Origin of the sequence: Aphanothece hegewaldii CCALA 016, from assembly GCF_003007785.1 — a bacterium.
Taxonomy (GTDB): domain Bacteria; phylum Cyanobacteriota; class Cyanobacteriia; order Cyanobacteriales; family Microcystaceae; genus Chroococcus; species Chroococcus hegewaldii.
In genome coordinates this window covers 1-14954 of the sequence record NZ_PXOH01000013.1, presented here as the reverse complement: position 1 = coordinate 14954, position 14954 = coordinate 1, and the positions used below count along the sequence as shown (strand labels likewise).

The 14954-nt window shown below is 35.9% G+C and carries 18 protein-coding genes and 2 pseudogenes; 8 read left to right on the top strand and 12 right to left on the bottom strand.

Annotated elements, in window-relative coordinates:
- Positions 1–20 precede the first annotated feature (20 nt).
- The 3 genes and pseudogenes from C7H19_RS27205 to crcB all read right to left on the bottom strand — a co-directional run.
- A pseudogene (locus tag C7H19_RS27205) lies at positions 21–284 on the bottom strand (transposase); the annotation flags it as partial.
- Positions 285–581: 297 nt separating this feature from the next.
- Complete coding sequence (locus tag C7H19_RS12975) at positions 582–1052, bottom strand: helix-turn-helix domain-containing protein (protein WP_106457305.1); 471 nt, start codon at positions 1050–1052, stop codon at positions 582–584.
- Between the two features lie 106 nt (positions 1053–1158).
- Positions 1159–1527, bottom strand: a complete 369-nt coding sequence (gene crcB / locus C7H19_RS12970) for a fluoride efflux transporter CrcB (RefSeq protein ID WP_106457397.1) — start codon at positions 1525–1527, stop codon at positions 1159–1161.
- A gap of 80 nt (positions 1528–1607) precedes the next feature.
- On the opposite strand from crcB, the gene C7H19_RS12965 reads away from it, so the two are divergent.
- Entirely contained in the window at positions 1608–2069 is a 462-nt protein-coding gene (locus tag C7H19_RS12965) for a hypothetical protein (RefSeq protein WP_106457304.1), read from the top strand.
- A gap of 34 nt (positions 2070–2103) precedes the next feature.
- On the top strand, positions 2104–2595 hold the full coding sequence (locus C7H19_RS12960) for a hypothetical protein (RefSeq protein ID WP_106457303.1): 492 nt from the start codon (positions 2104–2106) through the stop codon (positions 2593–2595).
- Positions 2596–2629: 34 nt separating this feature from the next.
- Here the strand turns inward: C7H19_RS12960 and C7H19_RS12955 are convergent, their stop codons facing one another.
- The 3 genes from C7H19_RS12955 to C7H19_RS12945 form a co-directional block, all read right to left on the bottom strand.
- Complete coding sequence (locus C7H19_RS12955) at positions 2630–3166, bottom strand: phycobiliprotein lyase (protein ID WP_106457302.1); 537 nt, start codon at positions 3164–3166, stop codon at positions 2630–2632.
- Between the two features lie 294 nt (positions 3167–3460).
- Positions 3461–4351 (bottom strand): AEC family transporter, encoded by an 891-nt coding sequence (locus C7H19_RS12950; RefSeq protein ID WP_106457301.1) that lies wholly within the window; start codon positions 4349–4351, stop codon positions 3461–3463.
- 6 nt (positions 4352–4357) lie between these two features.
- A complete protein-coding gene (locus C7H19_RS12945; protein WP_106457300.1) occupies positions 4358–5233 on the bottom strand; it encodes a formylglycine-generating enzyme family protein in 876 nt (291 codons plus the stop codon).
- Positions 5234–5436: 203 nt separating this feature from the next.
- On the opposite strand from C7H19_RS12945, the gene crtR reads away from it, so the two are divergent.
- The gene (gene crtR, locus C7H19_RS12940; protein WP_106457299.1) at positions 5437–6324 is read left to right on the top strand and encodes a beta-carotene hydroxylase; all 888 of its coding nucleotides are present in this window, start codon (positions 5437–5439) and stop codon (positions 6322–6324) included.
- 7 nt (positions 6325–6331) lie between these two features.
- Here the strand turns inward: crtR and C7H19_RS12935 are convergent, their stop codons facing one another.
- Complete coding sequence (locus C7H19_RS12935) at positions 6332–7618, bottom strand: GAF domain-containing sensor histidine kinase (protein WP_106457298.1); 1287 nt, start codon at positions 7616–7618, stop codon at positions 6332–6334.
- Between the two features lie 254 nt (positions 7619–7872).
- On the opposite strand from C7H19_RS12935, the gene C7H19_RS12930 reads away from it, so the two are divergent.
- Positions 7873–8196, top strand: a complete 324-nt coding sequence (locus C7H19_RS12930; protein WP_106457297.1) for a DUF3155 domain-containing protein — start codon at positions 7873–7875, stop codon at positions 8194–8196.
- A gap of 86 nt (positions 8197–8282) precedes the next feature.
- Here C7H19_RS12930 and C7H19_RS12925 read toward each other — a convergent pair whose 3' ends face one another.
- The 3 genes from C7H19_RS12925 to C7H19_RS12915 form a co-directional block, all read right to left on the bottom strand.
- Positions 8283–9350, bottom strand: a complete 1068-nt coding sequence (locus tag C7H19_RS12925; RefSeq protein ID WP_106457296.1) for a glucokinase — start codon at positions 9348–9350, stop codon at positions 8283–8285.
- A gap of 97 nt (positions 9351–9447) precedes the next feature.
- Positions 9448–9882, bottom strand: a complete 435-nt coding sequence (locus C7H19_RS12920) for a VOC family protein (RefSeq protein ID WP_106457295.1) — start codon at positions 9880–9882, stop codon at positions 9448–9450.
- A 212-nt stretch (positions 9883–10094) separates the two neighbouring features.
- Entirely contained in the window at positions 10095–10301 is a 207-nt protein-coding gene (locus tag C7H19_RS12915; RefSeq protein ID WP_106457294.1) for a ssl0294 family protein, read from the bottom strand.
- 191 nt (positions 10302–10492) lie between these two features.
- Between C7H19_RS12915 and C7H19_RS12910 the strand changes: the two genes are divergently transcribed.
- Entirely contained in the window at positions 10493–11779 is a 1287-nt protein-coding gene (locus C7H19_RS12910; protein WP_106457293.1) for an ABC transporter substrate-binding protein, read from the top strand.
- 36 nt (positions 11780–11815) lie between these two features.
- Positions 11816–13564 carry a 2-succinyl-5-enolpyruvyl-6-hydroxy-3-cyclohexene-1-carboxylic-acid synthase gene (gene menD / locus C7H19_RS12905; RefSeq protein ID WP_106457292.1) on the top strand — a complete coding sequence of 583 codons (1749 nt, stop codon included), beginning with the start codon at positions 11816–11818 and terminating at the stop codon, positions 13562–13564.
- Here the strand turns inward: menD and C7H19_RS25690 are convergent, their stop codons facing one another.
- Positions 13565–13738, bottom strand: coding sequence for a hypothetical protein (locus tag C7H19_RS25690; RefSeq protein WP_181280601.1), 174 nt, complete (start codon positions 13736–13738; stop codon positions 13565–13567).
- Here C7H19_RS25690 and C7H19_RS12900 point away from each other — a divergent pair.
- Positions 13737–14033 (top strand): hypothetical protein, encoded by a 297-nt coding sequence (locus C7H19_RS12900; protein WP_106457291.1) that lies wholly within the window; start codon positions 13737–13739, stop codon positions 14031–14033. The genes C7H19_RS25690 and C7H19_RS12900 overlap by 2 nt on opposite strands.
- Here C7H19_RS12900 and C7H19_RS12895 read toward each other — a convergent pair whose 3' ends face one another.
- Positions 14034–14666 (bottom strand): DNA-3-methyladenine glycosylase family protein, encoded by a 633-nt coding sequence (locus C7H19_RS12895; protein ID WP_106457290.1) that lies wholly within the window; start codon positions 14664–14666, stop codon positions 14034–14036.
- Between the two features lie 30 nt (positions 14667–14696).
- Here C7H19_RS12895 and C7H19_RS12890 point away from each other — a divergent pair.
- Positions 14697–14879: pseudogene (locus tag C7H19_RS12890) on the top strand (YnfA family protein); the annotation flags it as partial.
- Positions 14880–14954 lie beyond the last annotated feature (75 nt).

The window sequence follows — 14954 nt, the reverse complement described above, 5'->3', positions numbered from 1 at the left end:
GGTTTGGTCTCCAAACCCTATTATAGTGAATCGTTAAGTAAAATACAAAATCTTTCTCGCCAGTTCTTTGTATAACTGTCTCGACGTAAGTTAAGAAATTCTTGTGTTATCTCTTGTCCTTTACTTTCTAGCTCTTCACCTATCATTTTATAAAACTGGCTTAACTTTTTCTTGACATCTTTCCAACAATACTCTATAGGGTTAAGGTTCGCTGAATAAGGCGGTAAGTACACTAGGATAATTTTGTTATTAGCACAATACTCTTTAACAACTTTGGCTTTATGCGTAGAAGCATTACCCTTGAACTATTATTAAGGTTTTTTGAGCATTAATGAGACGGAGCTGTTGTAAAAATTCTAAAAAATCCTCTTTTTTACAGCTAAGAGTGGACTTACATAGACTTTCTCCATTTAAACTTAGAAAACCAAATAAACTATATAAACGCTTTGATTTATAGTTAATAGGTGTAGTTACTTTTTCAGTATTTAATACTCGACTTTTTCCCGAACAATCCGAAACACTACTCTCGTCCAATAATCCGATGACAAAATCTAAGGAGTCAATTTTTTCAAAAACATCTTCTAGTTTTTTTTTAATTCTTTTTCTGCTGTTTCCGATTGCTTTGAGTTAATTATATAAGGCTTACCGTAAGGGACTTTTAGTTTTCGCCTTACCATAGTCCAAATCCCTTTATAAGTATAATTTACTCCTCTAGTTTCTAAGACATACTCTTGTAATTTTTGTAAATTATAGCCTTTATCTTTAATCTCTTCGATAATTTTTGTCCATTCTTCTTCTGTTAAGTAAGGTTTTCTTGGTTTTCCTCTTTGTTGAGGTTTTAATCCTTCTACTCCCAACTCATTCCATGAGTCTACCCACTTATATACTGTTTTGTGGCTATAACTTAAATGTTCTGCTACATCAGTTATTTTTTCCCCACTATAAATCATTTTAATCGCTAATAATCTTTCTTTAATTTTTGGGTCTTTACACTCTTTATATATTTTTTCTATACCTGATACTTTGTAATCACCCCGCAACGGTTTACTCATTTCTTAAGCTACCTTTTTTCTCTTCAGTTTTTTTATTATAGTATATATTTTACTTTGCTTAACGATTAACTATAATGTGGAAATTAGAGAACAAATTCCTACATAATTATTTTCTCACCAACCAAAATCCGAAAAAAGTCGCCCAAAAGCCCCCAACCAAACTAGCAAAAACATAAGAAAATAGAGCCTTATATTGTAAATTTCTCATAAATATCCAATTCTCATAAGAAAAAGTCGAAAAAGTCGTAAAACCGCCACAAAAACCCGTCACGAAAAGAAAACGCCAATTTTGATGAATACTATATTTTTCGATTACTCCAATCAATACACCGATTAAAAAACAGCCAATAAGATTAACCGTTAATGTGCCAAAAGGATAATAACCTTCAAAAGACTGACTAACAAACTTACTTACCAAATGACGGCAAATACTCCCCAAACCACCGCCCACAAAAATAAGTAGAAATTGCTCCATTAATTTTAAAACCGAAATATTAACGTTAGAATTAAGAAAAATTGTTTTGATTTTACGCTTATTTTTTAACTTAATCAATGATGAAATTAAAAAAACAACTCAAAATTTTAGCGGATGAAGCCCCTCAATATGGAATTCCGTTTAAAGTGATGGAAAAAGCCGTTATACCTGTTTTAGTTGCCTTCGCTCAACAGCTACGACACGAAGAATATTACATTTTACAAAATAAAGCAGGAGACTGGATAATTAATACCTTGAGTCATCGCCATCAACCAAAAATAGAGAAAAAAGTCATTTATGCTTTTAGTACCTCGCAAGATGCCGCACAATATCAAAATACTGCGAATTCTGTGGCTATTCCTGTCACACACTTACTATTCCAACTGTTCGCACTCGGACAAATTGATAGTATCGTCTTTCTAGAAAAGTCAGGAAATCTTAATGATGGCGTTGAAATCTCTCGCACAGAAATACAGACTAGCTTACAGCATCAACTCAAACAACTAAAAGACTCTTTTTCTACACCGTCTAACTTAGCTTAAGATAAGCTAAAAGAAACAGCAGAACATGAGTGTAATGTTGGAATCGACCAAGTCAGAAAATATCTTAAACTATTATGGGGCGTATCCCTGTCCTGTGTGTCGTCATGGGGAAATCACACCCTTACCCTTAATGGAAGCTATGGGGTGTAATTTTTGTCGCCACATCTTTACTGCAAATGAAGAACAACAAACCCTAAGTATGGCAGATAGTCAGCTATCTCTAACTTGGTATTGGACGGGGCAAAGTTGGAAAGGTGTACCTAGAGAAGGCACAGAAGGAAAATTAGTTTACGGTATAGCAGCAACGATATTTGTTTTTTTACCGACTTTAATCGTTAGTTTAGCCGCTTATTTCTTTCCACCGATACCCAATAGTCCTCTATCATGGCTACCTATGGTGTGGAGTATCGTCACGTTTTTCGCCCATTTATCCTGTATTATTTGGCTCGTCATCGAATACTATCAATTTCCAGTAGTTATGTATTTTCGGGCGATTTTCCGACGATTTTCCATGATTTGGCGTTAATGATTTGTAGGTGGGAATAGTCCCACCATCACCATTAAATCCGATTTTCTAAATACTGAGTAACCATAATCTCTTCACCAGCACGGGAAATAATCGTCTGACGAGTGCGATACTGTTGATTAATCATTTTGATTTCTTCTTCAAAAACAGAACCACCATACTCAGTTCTTAAACAAAGAGTGTTTGGGTTCGTCATAGAATAAATAGCTGTGACAGGTTTATCCGTCGCAAAACCTTTATCTCGATACAAAATATCGCCAAGAATACCAAATATGGTTGATCCTTTTAAGGGTTGACGGCTAGGTTTGATATAGTTGCTTTCCCAAGTGACAATACTACCGCCTAAGATAGCATTTTCGTCTTCTAAGTCATGTAAATTAGCAAGTTTGATTAATTCTGGACAGCCTTGCACTAAGTTACGAATGGTAATATAACTGACGACTTCTTGGGGTTCTGTTTCTTGTTTAAGAGTGTAGTAACGACGTTGTGACTTCCAGTTCCCTTCAGAAGAATGAAGAAAGTCTAGTGCTAAAGCTTCGGTGGATAGTTGAGCAATTGAAATAGAGGTCATAGGGTTTATGTTTTAATTACAGATTAAAGGGACTATGTCAAGCTAATGTAACTAATTTTTACATATAATAACCTATCTTACTGAAAATGTTAAAGATCTGGCAACGTCCTATAGGAGTAAACATCGGCATTCAAAGTTCAACCTTAAGGTATTGATCTTGAAGAGGGTTAATTTGTAAAGACGCGATATGGGATAACATCGGAAAAATTCGATAAAATTGTGGTTTTTATGGGTTTTTAGGTTTATTCATTCTGGCCCGATCGCCTCAGAAATTCGGTAAGTATTGATACTGATTCAGCGAGTCACCAGCCATAAAATGAAGGGAACTGTCAAAAAGCTGCCGAGAGTCGTCACAACAATAGTACGAGCAACTCTGGGCGCATCACCGCCAAATTCTGTAACTAAAACTACGGTATTAACGGCGGTTGGCATCGCACTTTGGATAATAAATATTTGTGCATCAAGTCCTTTTAATCCTAAAGCCATTCCTAAAACCCAAGCAACAAAAGGGGCTAAAATTAAACGCAACGATGCGGCAAACAGTTCATATTTACCAATGGCTAAACGAGTACTCGCTAACTGAATACCTAAAATAATTAAAGCGACTGGAATAGCAGCCCGTCCTAATTCTGCGATCGCTTTATCTATCTCAAAAGGAAGTTGAACCGCAAAAACCCGTAAACTAATTCCCCATAACATCGCCCAAATAAGCGGTAACTTTAAAACAACCCGTATACCATCTAAAAAGCCTTTGCCTTTGAGTAATGCAGGAGCGACACCAAATAATAAAATACTAGAACCAATCATATAAATAATTGCTCGTTCTAATCCTGCTGCACCCAAAGCAAAACTCGTAATAGAAAGCCCCATATTGCCATTATTTGGTAAAATCGTGGTTGCCATGAGACTTTTTTGCACTAAGGGTGAAAGATGAAAAAGTTTAGCAATGAGCCAAACTAAACCATACAGTAAAACCGAAAGTATCCCAAAACCTAATAACAAAATAATGACATTTTGTCCCGATAGCGTCGTCTGATATAAACCGTCGGCGACTAATGCCGGAGCTAGAATATAAACAGAGATTTGAGAAAGACTCTGTACATCTGGGCGTAAAGTTCGACCTACAACATAACCAAGAAAAATAATAAGGCCAACCGGAATAATCGCCGAAAGAATAACATTCATTCAATTTTAGCTACAGACGACACGGAAACCAACATCATATAAAGAAGCCTCAGCCGAATATTTTACCCGATAGGACGATCGACATTTAATCGGGCCAACATTCCAAGACCCACCTCTTAGTACACGCTTACTGCTATCACCACCATCGAGCCAAGCTGTGCCATCGGGGGGCGCATTCTCATAATTATTATGCCAATGATCAGCACACCATTCTCTAACATTACCGTGTAGGTCGGATAGTCCAAAAGCATTAGCAACACCAAAATAGCCTACAGGGGTTGTTTCCCGTCGATCTTCTCCTTGTGGCCCTTGTCCATATGCACCATGATTACACACTTTCCCTTGATATTCCCAGTTTACGCCAGAATAATTCGCTAAATCGGTTGTAATTGTTGCGCCAAAATGAAACGGTGTAATAGTAGTGGCACGACACGCATACTCCCATTCTGCTTCTGTAGGTAGTCGGTAAATACGATCGCACTTTTGCGATAATCTAGCACAAAATTCTACCGCCTCATACCAGTTAATTTGTTCGACTGGTCGATCATTGTCCTCAAAATTTGCTGGATAAGGATTAAGATCTATGTTAACTTGAGGACACTTAGCAATTGCCTGCCATTGTGCCTGAGTAATTGGATATCGACTCATAAAAAAAGGTTGTATTGTCACAAGATGTTGAGGACTTTGTGAGAAATGCCATCCTATTTCTGTTTCGGGTGTACCCATCAAGAACATTCCATATGGAATAGATACCATTTCTAAAAGAATGTTTTTGCCTAGGTCTTCTGTCCAAAAATGCTTAGAAGAGCGATCGCTTTTTATCCTCTCTCCTGTTTCATTCACCGTAACGACATCAAACTCAAAAACAGACAAATCACTCATAGAACCCCGTGTCAACAATCTTTTTTCAAGATCATACGGTATCTGAGTCGTCATTTTTGTCAGATTTGGTAATTATGATTTGCTTATTGTCTACTCATTTACATATTAATTAAAATAATGTTACAAAAGTTTATTAAAATGGCGTTGTATTATAATTTACGCGGGTAAACAAGCAATTTGTAATGTAAGGAGCAAAAACAGCAATGCAGTCGGCCGAAACGCTGCTAACCGTTCCCAAGGAATTTTTAAAAGCACCTGGTGGATTTAATCCGACCGTTCTAATGTTTATTACAGCACTAATGCTGATTATATGTTCTACTTGTGGCTATTGGTTGTGGAGTTGGCCAGATTGGCTTTGTTTTTGCTCAAACGTCCTAGCTTTACATTTGTCTGGAACCATTATTCACGACGCTTCACATAACTCAGCCCATAGCGATCGCATTCTTAACGCGATTCTTGGTCATGGTAGCGCATTAATGTTAGGCTTTGCTTTTCCTGTATTTACTAGGGTACACTTACAACATCATGGTAACGTTAATGATCCCGAAAACGATCCCGATCATTTTGTTTCCACTGGTGGCCCTTTATGGATGATTGCGGCACGCTTTTTTTATCATGAAATTTTCTTTTTCAAACGTCGTTTGTGGCGAAAATATGAACTTTTAGAGTGGTTTTTAAGCCGTTTGTTTCTTTTTACGATCGTATTTCTGGGGATTCATTACGGATTTATTGGCTATATCATGAATTTCTGGTTTGTGCCAGCTTTAGTCGTCGGTATTGCTTTAGGTTTATTTTTCGATTATTTGCCCCATCGTCCTTTTAAAGAAACTAATCGTTGGAAAAATGCGCGAGTTTATCCGAGTCAGATTTTAAATGTTTTAATTCTTGGGCAAAATTATCATTTAATTCATCATTTATGGCCTTCGATACCTTGGTATCAATATCAACCCGCTTACTATGCTACCAAATCACTTTTAGATGCAAAAGGTTGTGATCAATGTCTGGGTTTATGGCAAAGAAAAAACTTTTGGAGTTTTCTTTATGACGTTTTCTTAGGAATTCGTTTTCATGGTCATAAAAAATCGGATTAAATTTAGGTTATAAAGGATATATATACCGTTTTAAACAGACTGTGAAGGTTGTTCCTGGAAGATTAGGATTATTAGATATCGGACTCATTACCTCAATTTCTCCCCCCATTTGTTCGATTAATTCATGAGCAATGGCTAATCCTAAACCCGTTCCAGGAATTGTTCCTTGTGCTTGAATACCGCGATAATGTCGTTCAAAAAGATGATCTAAATCTTCTTTTGGAATTCCATAACCCGTATCACTAATTAAAATCTTTAAAGTTGTTGGAAAAAGTTCTACAGTAATGGTAACTTTTCCCTCTTCTGGTGTGTATTTTAAAGCATTATCGATTAAATTACTCAAAACCTCTCGTAAAGCTTTAGAATTGGCTTGAACAAGCGGTAAATTAGTGGGGATATCCGAGATAAACGTAATTTTTTTCTCTTGTGCGATCGCTTTTGCTGAACTAATGAGAGGATCAATAAGATCAATTACTGAAATAGATTCTAGAGTAACTGAAGAACTCGGTAAAAGAAATCGTACTGATGACGCTTTTTTATCTTCGGGTAATAATTCAATCGTTGGTGTATCTTGGGTTTTTTGTGCGATTTCTGCTTCAAATTCTTCTAGGAGTTCTTGTAGGCGATCGCTTTCTCTTAAAATTCCTTTAATAATCGGTTGATTGCTCTCATCTTGTAAAAAACGTTTTAATAAAAGCTTGCCAAAAGTTCTTAAAGCTGTTAACGGATTTCTTAATTGATGAAGTAAATTATCTAGGCGATCGCGTTCTAATTCTTTTTGCTCATTTTGTTCTTGTAATTGTTTTTCATACCATTTTTGTCGTTGATCCAAAAAACACGCAAGGGCTAATGTTTGGGCAATTTTAGCAATCTGTTCTATTTCTTGCTCATTCCACTCTCGTTCATTGCGTCGAGTGACTAACAATCCCATTATTTTTTGTTCATAAACCAAAGGTAATATAACTTGTCTTTCTTTAGTATGATCTTCGTACGAACTTGTAAATTTATCCTCAATTTCTGTTAAATTATTCCCCAGTAGAGCTAAAGGTGAAGAATTTTTTATTTCAATTTTAGGTAACTCTTGATTCGATTCCTTGCCATACCCAACCGATTCTTTAGACGGATAAACCACCACTGGGATTAACTGAGTTTCCCGACTGTTAACCCATCCCTTTGTTAAATAGACAATCCCCCAAGCTGCTTGTAACTCTTGTGTGAGTAAAGCGATTTGCGTTTCACACAAAGCTATAAATTCTGGACTTGGGCTCATCGACACAGGAGGGGAATGAGACATAAAGCTGTTACTGAGCGTTTGTACTAATAGTTTATTAAGAAAAAATTAAGGATTAATAAGTTTTGTATCAATTTTACGGAATACCAAGGAAATAAATGGCGTTTTCAGTCTAGACTCAGTAAACATTCTAGCCAACTTTTGCAATTCAGTTTATGCTTAGAGAAATGGTTGATTTTCTAAGATAGAACGGATATAATTGCAACGGCTTTTGTAACTATGATTACAGCGATTAGCCGAAATAGGAGGTAATAGGGTTGGCAAGAAAACGGAAACGCAAGAGTCGCCGTCGTCAAGAAGGACGCAAGATTCTGGAGCTAGTACCCCAGTATAGTATTGAAAGCGGCGAAGATAAACCAGTAACAGCCGCAAGAAAATATATACAATCTGTTGGTATAAGTCCACCAGCATTATTAGTAGTTAAGCGGAACGAACATACAACCGATCGCTATTTCTGGGCGGAGAAAGGTTTGTTTGGAGCGCAGTATGTCGAGGAAAACCACTTCCTCTTCCCCAGTCTGCGTGATCTCCAACCTCAACCTCCATCTAAAACAGCCGTCGCAACTGTCGTCGCCCGCTAGGGAAAATCATTATATCATAAATAGGGGGCTTACGTGATGATCTAGTAATGCTAGAACAGATATCGTAAGTCCTTATCATTTGGTGTCTAATCGATTAATGCAGCATATAAACTAGCACCGATTAAACCAACTTTAGGATTGAGAACGACATACACTGGCATTTGTTCCATTAAAGGACGCATACGACCTTTACTATGAAACGTTTTGATAAAATGTCCTTCTTTCAAAAGAGGTAAAATCTTAGGTGCAATTCCGCCCGCCACATAAACCCCACCATAAGGCAGTATTTTTAAGGCTAAATTTCCCGCTTCTGCGCCATAAGCTTCGATAAACAGGCGCATTGTTTGTTCGCAAAGTTCATCATTTTGGGATAATGCAGCTTTCGACACCTCAGCCGCTAAATCTATAGTAGCTTCAATATCCGGCTTACTGAGTTCTCGTTCCCATGTCTCATAGTGTTTTCTCATGGCTGGCGTTTCCGACATACCATCCTGACTTCTTAAAAATTGATAAATTGCTGTAATACCTAGTCCAGAGACAACCCGTTCGACCGAAACACGTTCAATATTATACAGCGATCGAATATAAGTCAAAAGGCGAAATTCTAAGGCTGAACGCGGCGGAAAATCAGCATGAGAACCCTCACTACTATAAACTTGATAGCGACCATTGGATAAAGGAATTAAAAAACACTCCCCTAAACCCGTTCCTGCGCCAAGAACCGCAATGGGAGCCTTTTTATTGCGTTTTCCCTCTTGTAAGGTATAAATATCCTCATCGCTCAAACCTAGAATACCATAGCCAATTGCTGCAAAGTCATTAATTAGATGAATAGTAGGAATATTTAAAGTGTGTTGTAAGCGTGTTGCACTCAATGACCAACTCAAGTTAGTTAGTTCAGATGTATTATTAATAACAGGGCCAGCAATGCCAAAACAAGCTTTTTCTACTACGGGTAATGAACCCATTTGAGCTTTAGCTTGTGCGAAAAATTCCTTTACCATCGGTGCTAAATCGGGATAATCTTGACTGGTGTATCGAGCTTCCGCTAAAGTAATTTGAGCCGGTAATCCAGGTTCTATAATTGTTTCCGAATCAACCAGACGTAAAATCGTTTTAGTACCACCAATATCACCTGCTAAAAGAATTGTCATAACTGAATTATCCTAATTTCTATATCCTAACTGATTAATTTATATTGTCGGATATGGGCTGAATTGACCTCTTTTTATCCTAATAATCTTAAGATTTTTACACGCGATCGCCAATTGCCGTTAACTCGCGTCCGCCAAAAATAGCCTCTGAATGACGATAAAATTTGAATTCTAGGAGATTGTAGAAAGGATCTTCAATAAAAAAGCTGCGATGCTCCGTTAATTGACCCGAAAAGCGCAATTTAGGTTCAATATAAAAAGATATTGCTTGTTCTTTAATTCGATTTACTAAAGCTTCCCAGTCGCTTTCATCCGTAAAAATTAAGCCAAAATGACGAGGATAAATTCCTTTTTGTGGGGTGAGAGATTCATGGGTAACATGGGCTACAACTTGATGTCCATAAAAATCAAGAATGAGTGCTTGAGTGTTTTCGCGCCCAACTTTGCATCCTAATCCATCACAATAAAAAGCTTTTGCGATTTGAATATCAGAAATCGGAATGGCAAGATGAAAAATCACTGAATGTTTCATTTTCGGCTTAAGATGACAGATTTCTTTTTTCAAAAGATAACAAATTTTTCAAGAAATAGAGCCATCGAAAGATTAAAAAAATCTAAACTAAAACCTCAGTAGGGTTAAAGCAGTTCTCAAACTAATAAAATACAGATTATATATAATAAAAGTGTAGGGGTTTGGAAACCAAACCCTGTATAAACAATGGTTTCCAAACCCAAAAAGCTGAATTAGTCAATGTTAATCGATTGAGGACTGTTCCCATTATTAGAATTATTGTTATCTGAATAATTGGTCATTCCCTGTTGTTCTAACCAATTTTTTAAAGGTTCGTCAGTCACTTTCAACCGAAGTAAACCAGAGAAAAAGCCTCCAGCAAAAGCAATTGGCTGTTGCAATAGTTCTTTCATAATCGGTTGCAATTCATCAAAAAACATGAAAACTACTCCTGAAGCTTAATCTTTTTCATTTTAACAATTTATCTTTCTTCTTGCCACAACGAGAAGACGGAAACACTGATAATAATAACTGACAACATTAATTTTAACTTTATCTAACGGTACTTTTAGACGTAAAATTAGACAAGAACAGAAATCAGTCATAATTATCTAAAAATCTCATAAAAAATATGAAAATTTTCTTAAAACCTTTATTAATAATTATTGTAATATTTTTTAATATTTTTATATTACAAAGTTGTGATGTTCCCCAGAAAGAGCAACAAAATATAACTAAATTAACTTTTTGGCATGGAATAAATCCACCGCCAAATCGAGAGGTATTTTCCAAACTATTAAATAAATTTAACCAAAGTCACCCTGATATCAAAGTTGAGGATTTTTACATTGGACAACCCGATCAACAACTTCCTAAAATATTAACGGCTATTGTCGGAAAACAGCCCCCCGATATGCTTTGGTACACTCCACAATTAACCAGTCAATTAGTTGAACTAGATGCCATCATACCCCTTGAAAAATGGTTGAATAATTCTCCTAGAAAAACAGAAATTATTCCTAGCTTGTTTGAAACAATGGAACTGAATCGCCAGATTTATTCGATTCCATTCGCTACTAATAATACTGCCATATTCTATCGACCCAGTTTATTTAAAGAAGCAGGAATTCAAACCATACCTCAAACTTGGGAAGAATTACAAAAAGCAGCAGAAAAATTAACAAAAGATCTTGATGGTGATGGCAAAATAGATCAGCATGGAATGTTATTATCTTTAGGAAAAGAAGAATGGGTTGTTTTTGTCTGGTTGCCGTTGATGTATAGTGCTGGTGCAGAATTCGGACAAAATAATCAATTTAATTTAGTTCAAGATGGAACAATTAAAGCGTTAGAATTTGGTTCAAATTTAGTGAAAAATAACTTAGCTATTTTATCACCACCAGAAAGAGGTTATGAATTAGATAATTTTATTAATGGTAAAGTAGCGATGCAGATTACAGGACCTTGGACATTAGGTCAACTGAACCAAACAAAAATTGATTATGATGCTTTTCCGATACCTAAACTTGAAAAATCTGCTACTGTGTTAGGAGGAGAGAACTTATTTGTCTTTAAAACAACTCCCCTGAGAGAAAAAGCGTGTTTAGAATTTTTAGAATATATATTAAGCGAAGAATTTCAAACCCCTTGGGCAATTAAAACAGGATATTTACCCATTAATTTAAAATCTGAGCAGAGTGAAGAATATCAAGCTTTTGTTAAAGAAAATCCAGTTTTAAATATTTTTTTACAACAAATGAAATGGGTTCGCTCACGTCCAATTATGCTAGGCTACAATCACTTATCAGAAAATTTAGGGAGAGCGATCGAATCATCTCTTTTAGGTGAAAAAAGTCCAGAAGAAGCCCTAGACACTGCCCAAAAACGACTAGAATTAATTTTACAAGACTTACCCTAAAAAAACTATTCCTCAAAAATAATTTCTCACGATTGAATGACTATAGATTTTCGCAACATTAATACCCTTTGGGGATCAGTTTTAGTAGAAACCTTGCATCGTCTGGGACTAAAAACCGCCGTCATTTGTCCTGGATCTCGTTCTACACCAATAGCGATCGCATTCGCACAACATCCCAACATTGATGCTATACCCATTTTAGACGAACGATCAGCCTCTTTTTTCGCCCTTGGACTCGCCAAACAACAGGGAATACCCGTAGCTTTGGTTTGCACTTCAGGTACAGCAGGGGCTAACTTTTATCCCGCAGTTATCGAAGCGAAAGAAAGTCGAGTTTCATTACTGGTATTGACAGCCGATCGCCCCCCAGAGTTGCGTCACTGTCACGCAGGACAAACCATCGATCAGCTTCGACTTTATGGTCATTATCCCACATGGCAAGCCGAATTAGCCACCCCAGAAGCGAATTTAGAAAGACTCTCCTATCTTCGTCAAACCATCATACACGCATGGAGGCGATCGCTTGATCCCATCCCTGGTATCGTTCATCTAAACATACCCTTGCGTGATCCATTACCCCCTATTCCGCAACCTGAAACAATTCCAATTCAATTACAATGGAATCAAGAAACATTTTTCTCGCATATTCCCCCTCAACAAGTTACTTTTCCTCAAATATTTTCTTTAATTCCTTATGAGCAATGGCAATCATTAGAAAAAGGAATTATTATTGCAGGTGTCGATCAGTCTTATTTTCCACAAGAATATTGTCAGGCGATCGCAACTTTAGCCCAACATTTACAATATCCTGTTTTAGCCGAAGCTTTATCACCTATACGAAATTACGCTGATCTTAATCCTTATTTAATTTCTACCTATGATATCATCTTACGAAATTCAGAAATTGCTCAAAAACTAACCCCAGATATAGTTATTCAAATTGGCGAACTTCCCACCAGTAAAGAGTTAAGAACTTGGTTAGAAAAAATTAACCCAACTCGTTGGATCATTACTACTTCTGCGGATAATTTAGATGCTTTACACGGCAAAACTATTCATCTACGCACTACCCTTGAACAATTAACCGAAACACTCCCCAAAACTCAAAATTTAACCCTATCTATTTATGCTAAACAATGGCATGAATTAGAGCGAAAAATTCAACAAAAAATGAATAAAATGATGATTGAGGAAAATCAGTTAGTAGAAGGAAAAGTTGCATGGTTGCTTCCTCAAATATTACCCGCCCAAACACCTATCATTATCGCTAATAGTATGCCCGTCAGAGACGTTGAATTTTTTTGGATGCCTAATTCTCAAAGATTTTATCCTTATTTTAGTCGAGGAGCTAATGGTATTGATGGAACATTATCAACCGCTCTGGGTATCAGTTATAAAAATAACAAGAGTGTTTTATTAACGGGAGATCTCGCCTTATTACATGATACTAATGGATTTTTAATTAAACAAAAATTTATTGGATCTTTAACGATTATTGTCATTAATAATAATGGTGGTGGAATTTTTGAAATGTTATCTATTTCTCAATTTGAGCCACCTTTTGAAGATTTTTTCGCAACGCCACAAAATATAGACTTTAAAAAACTCTGTCATACTTATGGAGTCGATTATTATTTAATTCATCAATGGTCAGAATTAATAGATTTACTCAATCCACTTCCTGAAAACGGAATCAGACTTATAGAAGTTCCAATCCATCGAAAAAATAACGCTCAATGGCTTAATAAAACTTTGAATACTCTTGCAGAAAATATAGATTTTTAATTAGAATCGTCTTGTCTTTTCAACCCCATAAAGAATTCCAAATAAAATCGATAAAGCAATTAGAATTAAAATGACTCCTCCTGGAATAAAAGTTAATAACCCTAAACCTCTCAATAAATAAGTAATTAGCGTAAGACCAATCAAACTAATTAATACACGAGCTAGTATAGACATGAAACTAATTAAAGGAATTATTTTAGGAATACTAATTATATTAACCTTTTTCACATCTTCTGCATACGCCTCTTTTTGTCGAAATTATCATGAACAGTTAGTTTGTATTCTTTCAATTAAACGAAGTGCAAAAAATTACTGGGAATATCGAGCATCAATTAGTGTTAATAATATTGTTCGACCTATAGAAATATATGATTGTCGGCAAAAAATTAGGATTCAGCAAAAGGGTGTAAGTATTCCTTTTAAAATCAATGATCCTGGTGAATTAATTTGTAGTTTTTTCAAAAAATAACTAAAGATTAATCCCTAATATACTATCCGATAAACTGCGCCATAAATACCAAGAAGCTATTGTTCTATAAGGTTTCCATTTTTCGCCAATTTTAGTTACTGCTTCAGGTGAGGGAATCTTTTCTAATTCATAAAGATGTTGAATAGCGCGTCGTATTCCTAAATCTCCAGACGGTAAAACATCTAAACGTTGTAGCCAAAAAATTAAAATCATTTGTGCTGTCCATTGTCCAATTCCTTTAATTTCGCTAAGTGATTGAATGACAGTTTGATCATCTAAATTTTCTAAATTATCGAAAATTGAGCCATTGCTTGAAATAAATTGTGCTAAATTTCTTAAATAACGAATTTTAAAACGAGAAATCCCAATACTTCGTAAGTCTTCATCTGTCGCTTGTAATAAAGTCGTGACTTGAAGCGGTTCTTCTTGGGTATAATGAATGAGAAATCTTTGATAAATTTTATTAGCTGCAACGGTTGAAATTTGCTGCGCGATAATTGCCCAAACTAAAGCAGAAAGCAAATTAGTTTGAGGAGTAGCACTTGCAAAATGACATTCCCCAACTTTATTAATTAATTGGCTTAATTTTGGGTCAGTTTCTTGTAAATAGAGAATTGCTTCTTTATACTGCATATCTAGACCAAAAATGATTAGTTTAATAAAATGGCTCTCATTAAATCTTTACTTTATTTCCTACTCGCTGGTTTTTGTGAAATTGGTGGCGGTTATTTAGTTTGGTTATGGTTACGAGAAGGAAAAGGAATATTTGTTGCTTTGATTGGTTGGTTTCTTTTAATCCTATACGGTATTATTCCTACTTTGCAACCTGCTAACTTTGGTCGTGTAAGTAACAATGCATAATTAATTGTATATTTGTGGTAAGCTTTTAGTGGCTCTAGTTGTTGCTAGTAGGTAAAAATT